15 protein-coding genes are annotated in these 17135 nt (G+C 68.6%); 6 read left to right on the forward strand and 9 right to left on the reverse strand.

The features are described 5' to 3' along the window. Nucleotides 1-69 precede the first annotated feature (69 nt). Nucleotides 70-1848, forward strand: coding sequence for a signal peptide peptidase SppA (gene sppA, locus ACK41C_RS00425; RefSeq protein ID WP_409648988.1), 1779 nt, complete (start codon nucleotides 70-72; stop codon nucleotides 1846-1848). Here sppA and ACK41C_RS00430 read toward each other — a convergent pair whose 3' ends face one another. Further along, nucleotides 1849-2907, reverse strand: coding sequence for a retroviral-like aspartic protease family protein (locus tag ACK41C_RS00430; protein ID WP_409648990.1), 1059 nt, complete (start codon nucleotides 2905-2907; stop codon nucleotides 1849-1851). It abuts the gene before it with no gap. 93 nt (nucleotides 2908-3000) lie between these two features. Between ACK41C_RS00430 and ACK41C_RS00435 the strand changes: the two genes are divergently transcribed. After that, nucleotides 3001-4170 carry a 2OG-Fe(II) oxygenase gene (locus ACK41C_RS00435; protein ID WP_409648993.1) on the forward strand — a complete coding sequence of 390 codons (1170 nt, stop codon included), beginning with the start codon at nucleotides 3001-3003 and terminating at the stop codon, nucleotides 4168-4170. 67 nt (nucleotides 4171-4237) lie between these two features. Continuing rightward, nucleotides 4238-5011 carry a hypothetical protein gene (locus ACK41C_RS00440; protein ID WP_409648996.1) on the forward strand — a complete coding sequence of 258 codons (774 nt, stop codon included), beginning with the start codon at nucleotides 4238-4240 and terminating at the stop codon, nucleotides 5009-5011. 308 nt (nucleotides 5012-5319) lie between these two features. Here the strand turns inward: ACK41C_RS00440 and ACK41C_RS00445 are convergent, their stop codons facing one another. Both ACK41C_RS00445 and ACK41C_RS00450 read right to left on the reverse strand, forming a co-directional pair. After that, on the reverse strand, nucleotides 5320-8481 hold the full coding sequence (locus ACK41C_RS00445; protein WP_409648999.1) for a TonB-dependent receptor domain-containing protein: 3162 nt from the start codon (nucleotides 8479-8481) through the stop codon (nucleotides 5320-5322). Nucleotides 8482-8697: 216 nt separating this feature from the next. After that, entirely contained in the window at nucleotides 8698-10362 is a 1665-nt protein-coding gene (locus ACK41C_RS00450; RefSeq protein ID WP_409649002.1) for a peptide ABC transporter substrate-binding protein, read from the reverse strand. Between the two features lie 10 nt (nucleotides 10363-10372). Between ACK41C_RS00450 and ACK41C_RS00455 the strand changes: the two genes are divergently transcribed. Beyond that, nucleotides 10373-10912 (forward strand): hypothetical protein, encoded by a 540-nt coding sequence (locus tag ACK41C_RS00455; RefSeq protein WP_409649005.1) that lies wholly within the window; start codon nucleotides 10373-10375, stop codon nucleotides 10910-10912. Nucleotides 10913-10932: 20 nt separating this feature from the next. On the opposite strand, the gene ACK41C_RS00460 is transcribed toward ACK41C_RS00455, so the two are convergent. Both ACK41C_RS00460 and oppB read right to left on the reverse strand, forming a co-directional pair. Continuing rightward, nucleotides 10933-11793 (reverse strand): ABC transporter permease, encoded by an 861-nt coding sequence (locus ACK41C_RS00460; RefSeq protein ID WP_409649007.1) that lies wholly within the window; start codon nucleotides 11791-11793, stop codon nucleotides 10933-10935. A gap of 44 nt (nucleotides 11794-11837) precedes the next feature. Then, a complete protein-coding gene (oppB, locus tag ACK41C_RS00465) occupies nucleotides 11838-12761 on the reverse strand; it encodes an oligopeptide ABC transporter permease OppB (RefSeq protein WP_409649010.1) in 924 nt (307 codons plus the stop codon). Between the two features lie 113 nt (nucleotides 12762-12874). Between oppB and ACK41C_RS00470 the strand changes: the two genes are divergently transcribed. Next, nucleotides 12875-13285 carry a TIGR01244 family sulfur transferase gene (locus ACK41C_RS00470; RefSeq protein ID WP_409649013.1) on the forward strand — a complete coding sequence of 137 codons (411 nt, stop codon included), beginning with the start codon at nucleotides 12875-12877 and terminating at the stop codon, nucleotides 13283-13285. Between the two features lie 218 nt (nucleotides 13286-13503). Continuing rightward, nucleotides 13504-14397 carry an MBL fold metallo-hydrolase gene (locus tag ACK41C_RS00475; protein WP_409649016.1) on the forward strand — a complete coding sequence of 298 codons (894 nt, stop codon included), beginning with the start codon at nucleotides 13504-13506 and terminating at the stop codon, nucleotides 14395-14397. On the opposite strand, the gene ACK41C_RS00480 is transcribed toward ACK41C_RS00475, so the two are convergent. From ACK41C_RS00480 to ACK41C_RS00495, 4 genes are all read right to left on the reverse strand, one after another. Next, nucleotides 14382-14516 carry a hypothetical protein gene (locus tag ACK41C_RS00480; RefSeq protein WP_409649019.1) on the reverse strand — a complete coding sequence of 45 codons (135 nt, stop codon included), beginning with the start codon at nucleotides 14514-14516 and terminating at the stop codon, nucleotides 14382-14384. The genes ACK41C_RS00475 and ACK41C_RS00480 overlap by 16 nt on opposite strands. Nucleotides 14517-14557: 41 nt before the next feature. Beyond that, a complete protein-coding gene (locus ACK41C_RS00485) occupies nucleotides 14558-14935 on the reverse strand; it encodes a hypothetical protein (RefSeq protein ID WP_409649021.1) in 378 nt (125 codons plus the stop codon). Then, complete coding sequence (locus tag ACK41C_RS00490) at nucleotides 14932-16629, reverse strand: long-chain-fatty-acid--CoA ligase (RefSeq protein ID WP_409649024.1); 1698 nt, start codon at nucleotides 16627-16629, stop codon at nucleotides 14932-14934. Before ACK41C_RS00490 ends, ACK41C_RS00485 begins: the two co-directional genes overlap by 4 nt. Nucleotides 16630-16744: 115 nt before the next feature. After that, nucleotides 16745-17113, reverse strand: a complete 369-nt coding sequence (locus ACK41C_RS00495) for an EthD domain-containing protein (protein ID WP_409649027.1) — start codon at nucleotides 17111-17113, stop codon at nucleotides 16745-16747. Nucleotides 17114-17135 lie beyond the last annotated feature (22 nt).

The following is a 17135-nucleotide window of genomic DNA, read 5'->3' on the forward strand; positions in this document are numbered from 1 at the left end:
CAGGTCTTCATTTGATCGCAACGCGGGGCGATATAGCTTGCGCGGCGAACCTCCTCTCCACGAGATCCCATGAAGCAGTTCCTGACCACCATGGCCGGCGTTTTCGCGGGCCTGGTGCTGTTCCTGATCGGCGTGCCCTTCCTGCTGATCGTCCTGGCCGCCGGCGCCGCGCGGCCCGCGCCGCCGCCGTCGGTGACGGTGCTGCAGCTCGACCTGCGCGATCCCTTGACCGATCAGGACCCGAACAACCCGTTGGCCAGCTTCGGGCGGCGGTCGCAGTCGGTGATGTCGGTGATCGAGACCCTGGACCGAGCCGGGCGGGACGGACGGGTCAAGGCGCTGCTGGTGCGCCTGCCCGAGGCGGGACTGGAGCCTGCGGCCGCCGACGAGCTGCGTCTGGCCTTCAAGAAGTTCCGTGCGGCCGGAAAGCCGGTGTTCGCCCACAGCCAGGGGCTTTACGCGGCCGGGGTGACGACCTCCACCTACATGCTTGGCGCGGCCGCCGACGAGTTCTGGATGCAGCCGGGAGCCTCGTTCCAGGCCGTCGGCCTGGCGGGCGAGGACCTGTTCTTCAAGCGCTTCCTCGACCGCTACGGGATCGAGGCCGACTACGAGCAGCGCTACGAGTACAAGAACGCGGTCAATCCGTTCCTCTACAGCGACTACACGCCGGCGCACAAAGAGGCCCAGCTCTCCTGGATGGGCTCGGTCTACCGCTCGGCCCTGGCCGCGGCGGCCACCGACCGCAAGGTCGAGCCGGCCGCCCTGGTGCGGACCATCGAGGCTGGACCCTACCTCGCCGAGCAGGCGCTGGAGCTTCGCCTGATCGACAAGATCGGCCAGGTGCGGGAGGCCGAACGCGCCGCCCTGAAGCGGGCCGGAGACGGCGCCGAGCTCGTGGACCTGGCCAAGTACGCCCGCGCGCGCCGCGACCGGGGCGGCCTGGGTTCGGGCCCGGTGATCGCGGTGGTCGAAGGCGAAGGCCCGATCGTCACCGGCCACGACGGGGTCGCCAATCCCTTCTCCGGCGGGCCGACCATGTATTCCGACGACGTCGCCGAAGCGCTCTACAAGGCCATCGACGACAAGGACGTGAAGGCCATCGTCTTCCGCGTTTCCTCGCCTGGCGGCTCCGACACCGCTTCGGAACAGATCCTGGCCGCGGTGCGCGCGGCCAAGGCGGCCGACAAGCCGGTGGTGGTCTCCATGGGCACCTATGCGGCCTCCGGCGGCTACTGGGTGGCGAGCGAAGCCTCGGCCATCGTCGCCCACCCCACCACCCTGACCGGCTCCATCGGCGTGTTCGGCGGCAAGCTGGCCCTGGGCCCCGCCCTCGCCCGGTTCGGGATCGACGTGCGGGAGACCGCCGTCGGCGGCGAATACGCCGGCGCCTTCGGCCTGGGCGAGGAGTTCACGCCGGCCCAGAAGGCCGCCTTCGCCGGCTGGATGAACCGGATCTACGACAACTTCATCGAGCGGGTGGCGAAGGGCCGCAAGCTTCCGCCCGAGCGCGTGCGCGAGATCGCCAAGGGCCGCGTCTGGACCGGCGCCCAGGCCCGCGAGATCGGCTTGGTGGACGAGGTCGGCGGCTTCTACGCCGCGGTTGACAAGGCCAAGGCCCTGGCCGGCGTCACCGGCGACGTGCGGCTGAGGCGCATGACGCCGCAGGTTTCGCCCTTCCAGGCGCTGGAGAGCGCGCTCGGGGTCTCGGCGACCTCGGTCCGCACCCTGGCCGCCGCCGCCTGGCTGATGGGCGACCCGCGCGCCCAGGCGGTGATGGACGAGATCGCCGACGCCCGCCTGCGCGCGTCGGGCGCGACGGTGCTGGCGCCGCGGGCGGTCGACTGATCAGCGCGCCTGGGTGATCTCCGTCGCCGCCCGCGGGGTGCGGAAGATCACCCGTCGGCGGGCGAAATCGAGGTCGATGGACCGGAAATGCCGCATCACGTCCATGCCGATCAGGATGGCCGGGGTATCCAGCAGGTCCCAGATCTTGAAGGTGTGCAGGTCGGCGAAGACGCAGGAGAGGTTGCCGATGCGCAGCCCTCCCAGCCTGAGCGACGGCAGGCGCGCCAGATCGCCGGAAATGGTCTGGCCGGTGGCGCCGACCAGCTGAACGCGGGTGGTGCGCAGGGCAAGCCCGATGTCCTGGGCGTAGGCCGCCCGGCGCAGGGCGAGATTCCCCACCGTCGACTGGGCGCCGGAGTCCAGGAAGGCGGTCACGGGAAGCCCTGTTCCCACCTCGGCGTCGACGATGGTGAGCTGGCCGAAGCGGTAGCGCGCCGGCACCACCACCACCGAAGGGTCGACCTCGGCGCTCTGCAGCCGTCCGCCGCCGCCCATGCGCAGCGAGCGTTCGAAGGTGTCGTCGGCCGCAGCGATGTTGAAGCGGTTGTTCTCGAAATCCAGCGAGACGTGCCGCCGCTCGAGGAGGTCGACGCCCAGCAGGCCATCGGCCCCCAGCGCCGCCCGGGGCAGCAGCGGCGCCCTGAACCGCCGGGTGACGGTGGGGCCGATGCCGAGCGAGCGGACGCTGGCCGTCTCCGCCGGCTCGGCGCCGGCGATGCCGTGCACCAGCGCCCGGCCGCCGGAAGGCAGGTCGAGGCCTTGCGCCACCTCGGTGGCGATGGCCGTGTGGTTCGCACCTGTATCGACCACGAAGACGAACGGGCCGGTCTTCTCGATCATCACCGGCACCGTCATTCGCAGGACCGGATCGAAACCGGCCTGGAGATCGGCCTCGGGGTCCGGCGGCGGCTCCACCCCGGCCGGCGGCGGCGAGAGCTGCGGCCCCTCGGCAAGGTTGAGCTGCATCATCGGGACGGGGGAGCCGGGCAGCGTGGCGCAGGCGGCCAGCGGCTGCGCCGCGACGCCGAGCAGAAGCGTCCTTCGCGAAAGCCTGGCCATGGTCCTCCCCGAGTCGTTGCGGCCAGCATAGGCGGGGCCTTTCGCTCCGGCGACGGGCTTTCGCGGCGGCCGGCCAGGCTCTAGAACCGACCTATGCAGACCTTCGATCAGGTGCGCGCCCAGGCCATGGCGGGAGACCCGGCGGCCCAGGAGCTGATGGCCCAAGTCTTCGAGCAGTCCGGCCAGGTCGACGAGGCGGTCGCCTGGCTGGCCCGCGCCGCGAAGGCCGGCCTGCCTTCGGCGCATGCGCGGCTGGGCTTGTGGCAAGTGGTCGGATTCGGGGTCGCCCAGGCCCCGGCCGACGGCGTAGCCCGCATCCTGGCCGCCGCCGGGGCCGGCGATCCGTTCGGCCTGAACCTGGCCGGTATTCTGGACGCCGGGGGCGTGGGTACGCCGCGGGACCCGGCCCGCGCCGTGCAGTGGCTGGCCAGGCTGGCCGCGGGGGGCGATGCTTCGGCGGCGTGCCAGATCGGCCTGCTGATCGGCTTGCGCGGCCCGCGCTTGGACCTCGCCCGCGCCGCCCTCTCCCAAGCCGCCGCCGCCGGCTATGCGCCGGCGGTGCGGATCCTGGGCCGAAAGCCGCCGCGGGCGACCCCGGTGGACTGGACCGCCGCTGCGGCGGCGGTGGACCTTTCGCCCTTCGAAGGCCCCATCGAACGGCGCGTCGAGCGGGAATCGCCGCGCGTGCGAATGATCTCCGACCTGCTGCCGGACTGGGCGTGCGACTACGTGATGAGCCTGGCGGAGCCCGCCCTGGTCCGCGCCAAGGTGGTCGACGACGAGACCGGCGGCGAGGCGGTGCGCGACGAGCGCTCCAATCGGGTGATGAACTTCGGCCTGGCTGACAGCGACGTGGTGCTGGAACTGATCAACAACCGGCTCGCCGCGGCCGCGGAAATGCCGCCGGAGAACGCCGAGGGGTTGGGCGTGCTGCACTATGCGGTGGGGGAGCGCTATCGCCCGCACGTGGACTATATCGCCGACACGCCCGCCAACGCGCCGCAGCTGGCGCAGCGCGGGCAACGGGTGCGGACGCTGTTGGTCTATCTGAACGAGGGGTTCGAAGGCGGGGCGACGGAATTCCCGCGGCTCGAGCTCGCCTACAGGCCGCCGCGCGGGTCGGCCCTGGTCTTCGACAGCGTCGACGCGGAAGGCGCGCCCGATCCCATGACCCTGCACACTGGCGCGCCGCCCACCCGCGGCGAGAAGTGGGTGATTTCCAAGTGGTTCCGCACCAAGGCCCTGCGGCCGCCGCCGGCCTGACAAGATCGCCCCCGCGCGCTATGGCTGGGGCCTCTGTTTCGAAGGACGTGCGATGCTGGCGGCGAGAGTGACGAGCAGGCCCGACACCCTGGGCCCGGAGATTCGGCGGTTTGCTCACGCGCCGCTGCGCCAGACGGCGTTCCTGAACAGCGTGCCCAAGTGCGGCACCCACCTGTTGCGCAACATCGTGCGAATGTTCGTGGCGCCCGAGCAGCACTACGACCGCGAGTTCCTGCAGATCCCCAATTTCGAGCAGCATCGCGGGGCGCTGGATCCGCGCCGGCCGCAGTTCAGCGTCGGCCACCTGCTGTTCGCCGACATCTCCCTGATGGGGCTGAAGCACGCGCGCCAGGTGATCCTGGTGCGCGACCCGTACGACTATGTGCTGGCCCGCGCTCGTTTCCATCTGTCGGACCAGTTCGACCATCCGCAGCTCAACCACCTGAAGGGCGGCGCCGTAACGGTCGAGCAGATGCTGAACATGATGATCTTCGGGATACCGGGCCGCGGGCCGGCCCTGCGGGAGGTCTTCCTGTTCCACGCCGTGGCCTGGATGGGGACCGGCGCGCACATCGTCCGCTACGAGGACATCGTCGCGCACCTGAAGGCGCTGGATGCGCCCGAGGCGGAGGCCTTCTTCGGCGATCTGCTGGGCCGGTTCGGCATCGACCTGCCGTCGGACTGGCGTGAGCGGGTGCGAATCGGCGCCGACCGCAAGCACAGCTCGACGGCGCGCGAGCATCTGTCGGGCGTCACCCTGCCCGATGAGCTTCCGGACGTGCAGAAGCAGCTTGTCGATCACATGGCGCCGGGCCTGCGCGAGCTGCTCGGCTACGCCTGACGTCTGGCACGGCTTCCCCCCGTCCCTCTCCCGCTAGGCGGGAGAGCATGAAGGACGGGTGAGGGCGAGGCGCAGCCGAGGCCGCCTTCAGGCGGGCGGCGAAGCGGCGCAAGAACCTCCAGCGCTTGAAAGTGTCGGCGCCTGCGGCGCCAGCGGCTTCGCCGCCGTCGCGACTTTCCGCCGCGAGCCCTCACCTGGCCTTCGGCCTGTCCTCTCCCGCAAACGGGAGAGGAGGTTTTGTGGACAACGGAAAGAAAAAGGGCGGCGAACCGAAGTCCGCCGCCCCAATTCCTGGATCTAGCCGAGCCTTAGAAGCGCAGCTTGATGCCGCCGAACACCCGACGCCCGATCACGTCGTAGGTGGACGGGTCGGTGCCCGACTGCACGTTCGGGGCGTAGACCTCGGGCTCCTTGTCGAAGGCGTTGTTCACGCCCAGACGCAGCTCCACGTTGTCGGTCACGTTCCACGTGCCGGCGAAGTCCCAGTACCAGACGGCGTCGGTGCCGGTGAACGACTGCTCGCCGGGGAACTCGACGCCCAGGCGGTTGTCCATCTTGCCGATGTAGCGGCCCCGGGCGTTGATGCGGAAGTCGTCGAACAGGCTCCACTCGCCGTTGATGGTCGCCTTCCACTTCGGGAAGCTCGTGCCGAGGCCGGCGCCGAAGTAGGAGACGGTGCCCGCAAAGTCGAGTTCCGGCACGCCCGAGATCGGATCCTGCTGCTTGAACTCGATCACGTGGGTGACCATCGCGTTCAGGCGGACCGAACCCCAGCGCTCGGAAGCGCCGAGCCAGGACATGTCGAAGCCCCAGTCGACCTGGAAGTCGATGCCGCTGGACTTCTGCTTGCCGTCGTTGCTGTTGATGAACACGTCATAGCCGGTGGCCGGATTGTAGATCCAGAGGATGTCGCCGCCGACCCGCAGGATACCGTCGCAGTTGACGTTGTTCGGATCGTAGTTCGGGTTCGTGCCGTAGTAGTTGTAGCAGGCCGCCACGATCTGGTTCGGGGTGGGCACCAGGATCGCGTCGTCGATCTTGATGTTGTAGTAGTCCATCGAACCTTGCAGGCGCGACAGCCACTGGTTTTCCCAGGGCGAACGCCAGACGAAGCCGACCGTGAAGGTCTTGCCGATTTCCGGATCGAGGTCGAGGTTCCCCTCGAGGTCGACGCCGATCTGGGAGCCAGGGGTCTGCACGAAGTTGTTGATCGCGCTGGCCGCCACGCCGCCATTGAAGCCGGCGGTCTGGCAGAGCTGGGCCAGCTGGGCGGCGTTCGGGCCGTTGCGGGCCGTGGACGTCACCGAGCAGGGATCGAAGTACTGCGGCGCAGAGCCGCCGCCGGCGAACAGTTCGGAGAAGTTCGGCTCACGCACCGACCGCTGATAGGACGCGCGCGCCCGCAGCATGTCGTTGATGGTCCAGTTCAGCTCGGCCTTGTAGGCCCAGGAACCGCGCGCATCGACCTTCTGGCCGGAGATCTTATCCGCGAACTCGGCTTCCGAATAACGGGCGCCGAGGTTCAGCTCCAGCGCCTGGATGTAGGGCTGATCCTTCACCAGCGGGATCAGCAACTCACCGAAGATGTCGCGGAACGAGTTGGTGCCGCGGTCCGGGTTCTGGTTGTTGAAGCCCGAGATCGGGCCCGAGGCCGCGCCCGGGTCGAAGGCATACTCGAAGCCGCGGTACTCGGCGCCGAGCACGAAGGAGAGGTCGCCGGCGGGCAGTTCATAGATCGGGCCGGTGACGAAGGCCTGGAAGATCTGCTGCTTCATCTCGGTCGACAGGGTCGTCGACACCGCGAGGTACTCACGGCACGCCGCCGAGATCGGTTGACGGCCGAAGATGTTGAAGCCGCCTTCGCAGATCACCGGCACCTGCACGGGTCCGCCCGCCGCGATCACCTGCGGAGCCAGCGGGTTGGTGCAGAGCCCGCCGGCGCCGCCGGCGCAGTCCTCGACGAGAGTCTGCATGCGCTGGGTGTTGATGTTGCCCGTCTGGGTCTGGTCGACCTCGGTGCGGCCTTCGGAGATCGAGGCTTCGAAGATCAGGCCCGTATCGCCGATCGGCGCACGGACGCCGGCCAGGAACTGGACGACGGTGTTTTCATAGACCGACTGCCGCAGACCGATGTCCAGCGTGCGCTGACGCATCCGGAACGGCTCGTCGGCGCCGGTTCCGACCAGGGCCGGGTCATCACCCGTCCGAGAATTCAGCAGCGTGCGCAGATCCGTCGGGATGAAGGGGTTCCAGGCGGGAATGACCAGTTGCTGGGCGATCTGCTGGCCCGGCGTGACCAGGCTGGAAATGACGTCCTGCGGCCGGGCGGTGCTGATATTCCGCGTGTTCACGGTCGGGAACGGCGTCGGCGCCAGGGCCGTCACGGCGTTGTACTCGGTCCAGCCGACCTGGGCGAACAGCTCGACGCCGTTGTCCAGCTCGTAATTGATCTTCGACATGAACGAATACCGGTCCATCGGCAGGACCAGGATGTTCACGTAGTCGAAGTTGTAGCTGTAGACGTCGGGATAGAGGTTCTGGTTGACGGCGCCATCGATCGGATAGCGGAAGTTCTGAACGTCGAGCGGGTTGTTGAACACGCCGCGATAGAACAGCGTGCCGTCCATGTTGAAGCCGAGCGTCCCGGAGCCCAGGGCGACCTGGTTCGGCGCCACGCCGTAGCCGGCGAACACGCCCTGCAGGGCGGCGAGTGTCGGGGCGTTGGTGCCGGCCCAGAACAGGTTGCCTTCCGGCAGGAAGGAGGTGGTCGAGGTGGCGTTCTGGGAGAAGGCGCGCTGCGACTTGATCAGCTGCTGGCGGACCGACCGGTCGAAGCCGATGATCGCGTTGCCCTTGCCGTCGGCGAAGTTGCCGCCGAGAACGGCCGAGACCTGATACTCTTCGGCGTCCCAGTGCTCGGTGGAGTTCGAATAGTTGACCCGCAGGTCGACGCCTTCGAAGTTCCGCTTCAGCTTCAGGTTCACCGCACCGGCGATGGCGTCGGCGCCGTAGGCGGCGCCCGCGCCGCCGGTGATCACTTCCACCGAGTCGATCATCGCCTGCGGGATGGTGTTCAGGTCGACGATCAGGCGGTTCTCCGAGACCATCGCCCGGCGGCCGTCGATCAGGACGACGTTGCGGTTGGCGCCGAAGCCGCGCAGATCGACGTTCGACTGACCGCCGTTGCCCGGGTTGTTCGAGGTGGTGGTGCCCGCCGGGTTAATCTGCGGCAGAGTGTTCAGATAGGTGTCGAGCGTGACGTCGGCGTTGGCGACGGCGGCGTCGCCGGTGACCGTGGCGATCGGGCTGTTGGCGACATAGTCCTGACGCACGATCCGAGAGCCGGTGACCACGACCTCAGAGACTTCAGCCTCCTGGGCCTGAGCCGGCACGGTCGCGATGGCCGCGAACGCCGCGCCGCAGATCATGGAAGACGCCAGCAGGCGTTCCCGCGTGGTGTTGATTTTCAAGGTCAAGATCCTCCAGCGGTCCGCCGGCCCGAAGGCCCGCGACGCCCGCTCCCCACAAAAAGTCGGTCCCGGACTCAGGTCTGAATCCGGTTACGCTGGAGTTACGGGGCTTGTCGCAAGGGGGTCAACGCTCATTCCTGGGGCGCAACGTGAAGGGCGCCAACCTGTCGCATTCTGGTCACAGATTACGCCGCTCGCCGAGCGATGCGCACGAATTTACCCTTTTGACGCCGTCTGCGGGCCGCCCCCCTCCACGCACCAATATCGCGAGCGGTGGTGATCGACGATGTTGTCGACCCAGCCGGTGATCCTCGGACTGACCAAGTTCTTGTTCACGTAGAAATAAATCGGCGCCACCGGCGCATCGTCCAGCATCACCCGCTCGGCCTCGCGGAGATACTCCGCCCGGCGCCGTGCGTCGGGCTCGGCGTCGGCGCGGGCGATCAGAGCGTCGTAGGCTGGATTCTTGTAGTCGCCGTAGTTTTGCGAACCCGTCGTGGATTGTTGAAGATAGAGGAAGCTCAAAGCGTCGTTGAAGTCGGCGATCCAGGCGGCGTCGGCCACCTCGAAATCGCGCGAGCGGTAGGCGGCGTAGGCGATCTGGGCCTCGTTCTGGGCCAGCCGCGCGTCGACCCCGATCGCCTTCCACTCCGCCTGGATGGCCGGCATGAACAGCATCGGATCGGGCGAGTTGCGGTGCTTGATCTCGATTCGCAGGGGATTGTCCGGGCCGTAGCCTGCCTCCGCCAGCAGGCGCCGGGCCTCGGCGTGGCGGCGCTCCAGCGGCCAGGCGGCCCAGGCCGGCGGTTCGGCGGGCCGATAATTGGCCACGCCCGGCGGCACGAAGGTGTAGGCCGGCGTCTGACCGCCCCGCAGCAGCTTCTCGGCGATGAACTCCCGGTCGATGGCCATGGCCAGCGCCCTGCGCACACGCTTGTCCTGCAAGGCCGGCACGTTGGAATTGAACGCCAGGTAGGTCACCCCGAGATAGGTGTGGGTGCGCACATAGCCCGGCATGGTCTCGCGCAGACGGGCGATGCGATTGGACTGGATGTCGGTGTTGAGGTCGAGCTCGCCGCGGGCCACCCGCCGTTCGGCCATGATCGCGTCGGTGGTGGGGTAGAAATAGATCTCGTCCACACAGACCTGATCGGCCTCGTAGAAGCGCGGGTTCTTGGCGATCTTCACATAGTCGCCCAGGCGCCAGTCGACGAGCGTGAAGGCGCCGTTGCCCACATAGTTCGCCGGCCGGACCCAGGCGTCGCCCACCTTCTCCACCACGTGCTTGGGCACGGGGTACATGGTCTGGTGCTTGGCGATTTCCGGCAGGTAAGGCGCCGGATGCTCAAGGGAGATTTCCAGCACGCGGGGCGAGACGGCCCGCACGCCCAGCGACTCGACCGGCGCGCTGCCCTCGTTCACCGGGAGGGCGTTCTTGATGAAGTAGAGCAGCGAGGCGTACTCCGCCGCCGTCTGAGGATCGAGGATCCGCCGCAGCGAGAAGACGAAATCGTCGGCGGTGACCGGCGCGCCGTCGGACCAGGCGGCCTCGCGCAGATAGAAGGTCCAGGTCAAGCCGTCGGGCGTGGTCTCCCAGCGCTCGGCCATCCCCGGGATCGCGGTCCCGTCCGGCGCGCTCTGGGTGAGCCCCATCATCAGGCTGGAGAGGATCCGGTCCTCCCAGGTGCCGGTGGTCTTGTGCGGGTCGAGCGAGACCGGCTCGGAGCCGTTGCCGGCGTGGATGCAGACCTTGCCAGCCGGGCACGGGGGCCGCGACGCCTTGCCTTGGCCACAGGCCGCCAGGGTGAGGAGGGCCAGCCCCAGCACGACCGTATTGCCGAGAGCCGCCAGGGCCTTATCAATGCGCGACGTCGATTTCATAGGGTCACCGATGACATACTTTGACACCCGCTCAAAGCTGGGCGCCGCCCTGGCGATCTGGCTCGGCCTGGCGGGGGCCGCGGACGCGCAACCGGCGGCGGAAGGCCGCGCCTCGGTGTTCCAGAGCCTGCTGGACTGCCGCGCAAAGGCCGATCCCGCCGAGCGCCTGGCCTGCTACGACGCCGCCGCCGCCGGCCTGGGCGAGGCCGAGCAGAAGGGCGACATCGTGGTGGTCGACCGCGACATGGCCCGCGCCGCCCGCCGCCAGGCCTTCGGTTTCAACCTGCCCACCCTCGACGTGTTCAATCGCGCCGAGAAGGCCGAAGAGGCCGACCGGCTGACGGCCCAGGTGGTCAACGCCTATCAGGGCGGCGACGGCAAGTGGGTCTTCGAGCTGGAAGGCGGGGCGGTCTGGGCCCAGAACGACAACGAACGGCTGATGCGCGGGCCCCGTAGGGGCTCCACCGTCGAGATCCGCAAGGCGGCGATGGGCGGCTTCTTCCTCAACTCCGACGGCCAGCGGGCGATCCGCGCGCGGCGGGTGCGCTGAGGCCTCGGAGCCGGCCGAGGTCATCGATCCTTGGGATCGATGGCGTCGCGCAGGCCGTCGCCGATGAAGTTGAAGCACATCAGCGTCACCACCATGGTGATCGAGGGGAAGATCAGCAGCCAGGGCGCCAGCTCCATGTCCTGCGCCCCGCCGGCGATCAGGGTGCCGAGCGAGGCCATCGGCGGCTGCACGCCCAGCCCCAGGAAGGACAGGAAGCTTTCGGCCAGGATCACGGCGGGGATTGTCAGGGTCACATAGACCACCACCGGTCCCAGCAGGTTCGGAACGATGTGGCGGGCGATGATCGCCCCTTGCGTCAGGCCGGCGGCGCGGGCCGCCTCCACGAACTCCTTGTGCTTCAGGGCCAGGGTCTGGCCGCGCACGATCCGGCTCATGGTCAGCCACTCCACCGCGCCGATGGCGAGGAAGATCAGGATGATGTTCGACCCGAAGGTCACCATCAGCAGGATCACGAAGAAGATGAAGGGCAGCGAATAGAGCACATCGACGAAGCGCATCATCGCCTCGTCCACCGCCCCGCCCACATAGCCGGCGACCGCCCCCCAGGCGATGCCGATGATCAGGGACACGACCGTCGCCACCAGCCCGATGGCCAGCGAGACCCGGAGCCCCATCAGCAGCCGGGCCAGCAGGTCCCGGCCGAGGGAGTCGGTCCCCAGCAGGTGGCCGCCGGTCAGCGGCGGGGCCCAGACGTCGCCCTTGTTGATCTGGTCATAGCCGAAGGGGACGAGAGACGGCCCAATCAGCGCGACCAGCACCAGAAGGGCCAGCACCACCATGCCGGTCACCGCCGCCCCGTTGCGGAACAGTCGCCGGCGGGCGTCGTCCCACAGGCTGCGTCCCTTGACGGCGCGTTCCATCGTTGCCGCCCCGGCGCGCGAGCCGGGAGCCAGGACCGGGCCGCTCACGACAGCCTCACGCGCGGGTCGAGCGCCGCATAGAGCAGGTCGGCGATCAGGTTCAGGATCAGGATCAGGGCGGCGTAGAAGATCACCATGCCCATCACCACGGTGTAGTCCCGCTGCAGGGCGGAGATGACGAAGAACTTTCCCAGGCCCGGCAGGTTGAAGATCTTCTCCACCACCAGCGAGCCGGTCAGCAGGCCCGCGCAGGCCGGCCCCAGATAGCTGACCAGCGGCAGGATCGCCGCGCGCAGGGCGTGCTTGCCGACGATCCGGTGGGCCGGCAGGCCCTTGGCCCGGGCGGTGCGGATATAGTTGGAGTTCAGGACCTCGATCATGCCCGCCCGCGTCAGGCGCGAGATGATGGCGATCTGCGGCAGGGCCAGCACCGTCACCGGCAGGATCAGGTTCGGCAGCGCCCCGCCGTTCCATCCGCCCGAGGGCAGGATCTGCAGAGTCGAGCCGAACAGCAGGACGAGCAAGGGCGCGGTCACGAAGGTGGGTATGCAGACGCCTATGATGGCGATGGTCATGACCCCGTAGTCGACGAGCCCGTTCTGCTTCAGCGCCGCCAGCACGCCCAGCGTCACCCCCACGGCGCCGGCGATGACGATGGCCGAGACCCCGAGCGTCAGGCTGACCTTGTAGTTCTCCTTGAGGATCTGCAGCACGGTTTTGTCGCGGTATTTCAGCGACGGTCCGAAGTCGCCGCGGACGACGCCGGCCAGGTAGTTGACGTACTGCTCGCCCAGCGGCCGGTCCATGCCGTACTTGGCCATGACGTTGCGCTCGATCTCGGGCGAGAGCTTCCGGTCGGTGTCGAAGGGACTGCCGGGCGCTGCGCGCATCATGAAGAAGGCGAGCGTGATCACCAGGAAGAGTGTGGGTATGGCCACCAGCAGGCGGCGGCCTATGAAACGCAACATGAAACCTGGCTCAAGGTGAGGGCTTTCGCAGGCCCGGGCGTTGCGAAACTTCCACCGCCCCCCGATGATGTCAACGAAAGCTCCCCCGCTCTCCTGGAAGATCAAGGGTTTCCATGGCCGCGTTCCGCAAAGTCACCGACGAGATTTCCGTCAGCCCGCAGATTTCGGTCGAGGACGTCGCCGCCGCCGCGGCGCAGGGGTTCCGCACGATCATCAACAATCGGCCCGACGGCGAGGAGCCGGGACAGCCCTCGAACGCCGAGCTGGAGGCGGCGGCCAGGGCCCGAGGGCTCGCCTACCACCACGTGCCGGTCCGCGGGTCGCCGACGCCGGACCAGGTGGCGGCCGAACGGGAGATCCTGCAGGCGGCGGAGGCGCCGGTGCTGGCCTTCTGCCGCACGGGCACGCGATCCATCGTCACCTGGTCGATCGGCGAGGCCCTGGCCGGCGCGCGGGGGCGAGAGGAGTTGGTCGCCCTGGGGACCCAGGCCGGCTACGATCTGGACCAGGTCCTGCCGCGCTAGCGGGCGGAGGCGACCCGCGCCGAGCCCATGGCCACCTGCTCGGGTTCGCAGCTGGCCACGGCGAGCACGAGCTGGACCGCGACGAGACACATCAGCGCGAAGACCGCCCGCTGGAGCCGTTTTGAGACAAAAATCGCCGCATCCGCCATGACGGGACCCTCGGAGAAAGGCTTCGAGGCCTCTCAGCGCAAGGACGGCGCCGGACCGGACGAGGAAACATGATCCCCTATGTGCGCGAGCTGACCTTCGAATACGGGGCCTGCGACCAGGTCTCGCCCCTGATCCGCCGGGTGGTGGCGAAGAACCCCGGCCCGTTCACCTATCTGGGCACGGGGACCTACATCGTCGGCCGCGGGGAGGTGGCGGTGATCGACCCCGGCCCCGACCTGCCCGAGCACCTGGATGCTTTGATGGCCGCGCTGGCGGGCGAGCGCGTGACCCACATCCTGGTCACCCATCACCACTCCGACCATTCACCCCTGGCCGGGCCGCTGAAGGAAAAGACCGGCGCGCCGATCTATGGCTGCGCGGTCAAGACGCCCGACGCCGACCGCAGCGTGATCACGGAGGCCGGCCACGACCTGGGGTTCGCCCCGGACATCGACATCTGCGGCGGCGGCCAAGTGTTCGAGGGACCGGGCTGGACGCTGGAGGCGGTGGCCACGCCGGGCCACACCTCCAACCACATCTGCTTCGCCCTGAAGGAGGAGAACGCCCTCTTCTCCGGCGACCACATCATGGGCTGGTCGACCACCGTGGTCTCGCCGCCCGACGGCGACATGACCGCCTATATGGAAAGCCTGGAGATGGTGAAGGCCCGCGGCTTCGACGTGCTCTGGCCCACCCACGGTCCGCCGGTGCGCGACGTCACGCCCTTCATCGAGGCCTATATCGCCCATCGCCGCGCCCGCGAGGCCCAGGTGCTGCAGGCGCTCAGCCAAGGCCACACCCGGATCAAGGACATGGTGCCTGCGCTCTACGCCGAGGTCGATCCGCGGCTGCACCCGGCGGCGGCCCGCTCGGTGCTGGGCCACATGATCGACCTCACGCGGCGCGGACTCGTCGTCGCCGACGGCGAGCCGGGCCTGGACAGCGCCTACCGCTTGGCGTGACGCCGGGCCTCGCCCAGCAGCACGTAGATGTGGGTGCCCGCCAGGGCGACCATGAAGGTGGTGAAGGCGACGACCACGCCGCCGAGAACGATCTGTTGCGCGAGGGGAAGGTCGGGCATCGGATATCTCCTTTGCCCGCATGCTTAGCAAAGCCTTACGGTCACGCTTTGATCGAGGTCAAACCCTGTTCCACAAAGGCTTGGCGCGCCGCTGGCGCCTGGATGAGCGCGATGTGGAAGGCGAGCGCCGCCGCCGTCAGGCCCAGCACCGCCAGGGCGGGTTTCCAATAGCGCCGGAAGCCCGCCAGCAAGGCCAGGACCAGCCCGCCGATTCCGACGAGCACCGCCGCATAGATCAGCGGCGGCGCCCAGTCCATCGCCGCACGCCCCGGCCAGCCGCGCCAGTCGGCCGCGCCGCTCTGCACGCCCGCGAACGCCGCGGTCATCAGCGCCGAGGGGGCGAGCGCCACGGCCAGCGCCAGGACGAAATAGCCCCCCGCCAGCCGCCGCAGGCCCGGGCGCGCCTGGCCGCGCCTCACCCTTCGCCGTCGTCCGGCGCGGTCAGCTTCGGGGCGCGCGCCGCGGCCTGCGCCGCCGCGCCGGCGGGCTTGGCGCTCGGCAGCACATAGGTCTCGTAGGCCTGGCGGATCACCTTCTTGTCGATCTTGCCGGTGGCGCCGAGCGGGATGTCGTCCACGAATACCACATCGTCGGGCATCCACCACTTGGCGATCTTGCCGTCCAGGAAACCCAGGAACTCTTCCTTGGTGGAGCTCTCGCCCTCGCGCAGCTTGACCAGCAGCAGCGGCCGCTCGTCCCACTTGGGATGCGGCACGCCGATCACCGCGGCGATGGCCGCCTTCGGGTGGCCGGCCGCCAGGTTCTCGATCTCGATGGAGGAGATCCACTCGCCGCCGGACTTGATCACGTCCTTGGCGCGGTCGGTGATCTGCATGTAGCCGTACTCGTCCACCGTCGCCACGTCGCCGGTGTCGAAGAAGCCGTCCTCGTCGAGGATCTTGCCGCCCTCGCCCTTGAAATACTCCCCGACCACGAAGGAGCCACGCACCTTCAGCCGGCCGAAGGTGGTTCCGTCGTGCGGCAGGCTCTCGCCGGCGTCGTCGGTAAGCTTCAGCTCGATGCCCAGCGGCGCGCGCCCCTGCTTCAGCTTGAACTGCAGCTGCGCCTCCTCGTCCATCGCCGCCACGGCGGCGTTGGGCACCGAGAGTGTGCCGAGCGGCGAGGTTTCGGTCATGCCCCAGGCGTGGGTCACATCGACCCCGAACTCGTCGCGGAAGCCGCGCACGATGGCTTCGGGCACCGCCGAGCCGCCGATCACCACGCGCTTCAAGGTGGTCAGCTTGGCCTTGGTCTCCCGGAGATGCGTCAGCAGCATCTGCCAAACCGTGGGCACCGCGGCGGAGAAGGTGACGCCCTCGGTCTCCAGCAGCTCGTAGACCGAGGCCCCGTCGAGCTTCTGACCGGGCATGACCAGCTTGGCGCCCACCGCCGGGCAGGAGAAGGCCAAGCCCCAGGCGTTGGCGTGGAACATCGGCACCACCGGCAGGATGACGTCGGTCGCCCCGATCCCCATCACGTCGCGGCTCATGGTGGTGAGCGTGTGAAGGAAGTTCGACCGATGCGAATAGAGCACGCCCTTGGGATTTCCGGTCGTGCCCGAGGTGTAGCAGAGCCCGGCGGCGGTGTTCTCGTCGAAGCCGCCCCAGGTGCAGTCGGCCGAGGCCTGCTCGATCAGGCTCTCATAGGCCAGCGCGCCCGGCAGGGCGTCGGTCATATGAGCGTCGTCCGTAAGGACGACGAAGTGCTCCACCTTCGGGATCTGGTCGCGGATGGCCGCCAGGATCGGCAGGAAGGTGAGGTCGGTGAAGATGATCCGGTCGTCGGCGTGGTTGATGATGTAGACCAGCTGCTCGGCGAAGAGGCGGGGGTTGAGGGTGTGGCAGACCGCCCCGATCCCCATGATCCCGTACCAGGCCTCGATGTGCCGGGCGGTGTTCCAGGCCAGAGTCGCCACCCGGTCGCCGGGCTTGATCCCCAGGCCAAGCAGGGCGTTGGAGACGCGTTTGGCTCGCGCATGGACCTCGGCATAGGTGGTGCGGACGATCGGCCCTTCCACCGAGCGGGAGACGATCTCGCGCTCCCCGTGCCAGGCCTTGGCGTGGTCCAGGATCCGATCGACCGTCAGCGGCCAGTCCTGCATCAAGCCCTGCATATCTTCCTCCCGCTCCGCCCTCTTTAGAGGTGCGCATTAGACGCTGGTAACGCTCCGGGTTTTCCGCAACGAAGCGTCCTTCAGGTCAAGCGAAATCGGGCTTTTCGCGCAATCTTCAACCCACGATCACCTGTTCCTGACCCCACCAGAGCGGTGAGCGGGCGTGGTCGATGAACCGGCGTTCGTCCTCCAGGAGCAGGCGGCCGGCCTCGCGGGCGGCGGGATCCTCCAGCCGGCGGGCCAAGTCCTCCAGGCTGTCGTACCAGAGCTCGGCCACCCCGTCGTACTCGGCCGGCGCCCCGCGGCTGGCGCGCAGGGCCTCGGAGAGTTCCGTAGGCAGACTGTGGGTCTGGACGTACCGCCGTATGCCCAGCGGCGCCTGTACGCTGGCGACTAGGGGGCCGTGGGTGTTCAGCCAATAGTCCTGAAACTCAGCGCGGCTGAGGTGCGGCAGCCGCGTGAGCGCAAAGGTGAGCTTGATCATCGGCGGTCCTCCCGCCCTTAGC

Origin of the sequence: Phenylobacterium sp., assembly GCF_046290725.1 — a bacterium.
Taxonomy (GTDB): domain Bacteria; phylum Pseudomonadota; class Alphaproteobacteria; order Caulobacterales; family Caulobacteraceae; genus Phenylobacterium.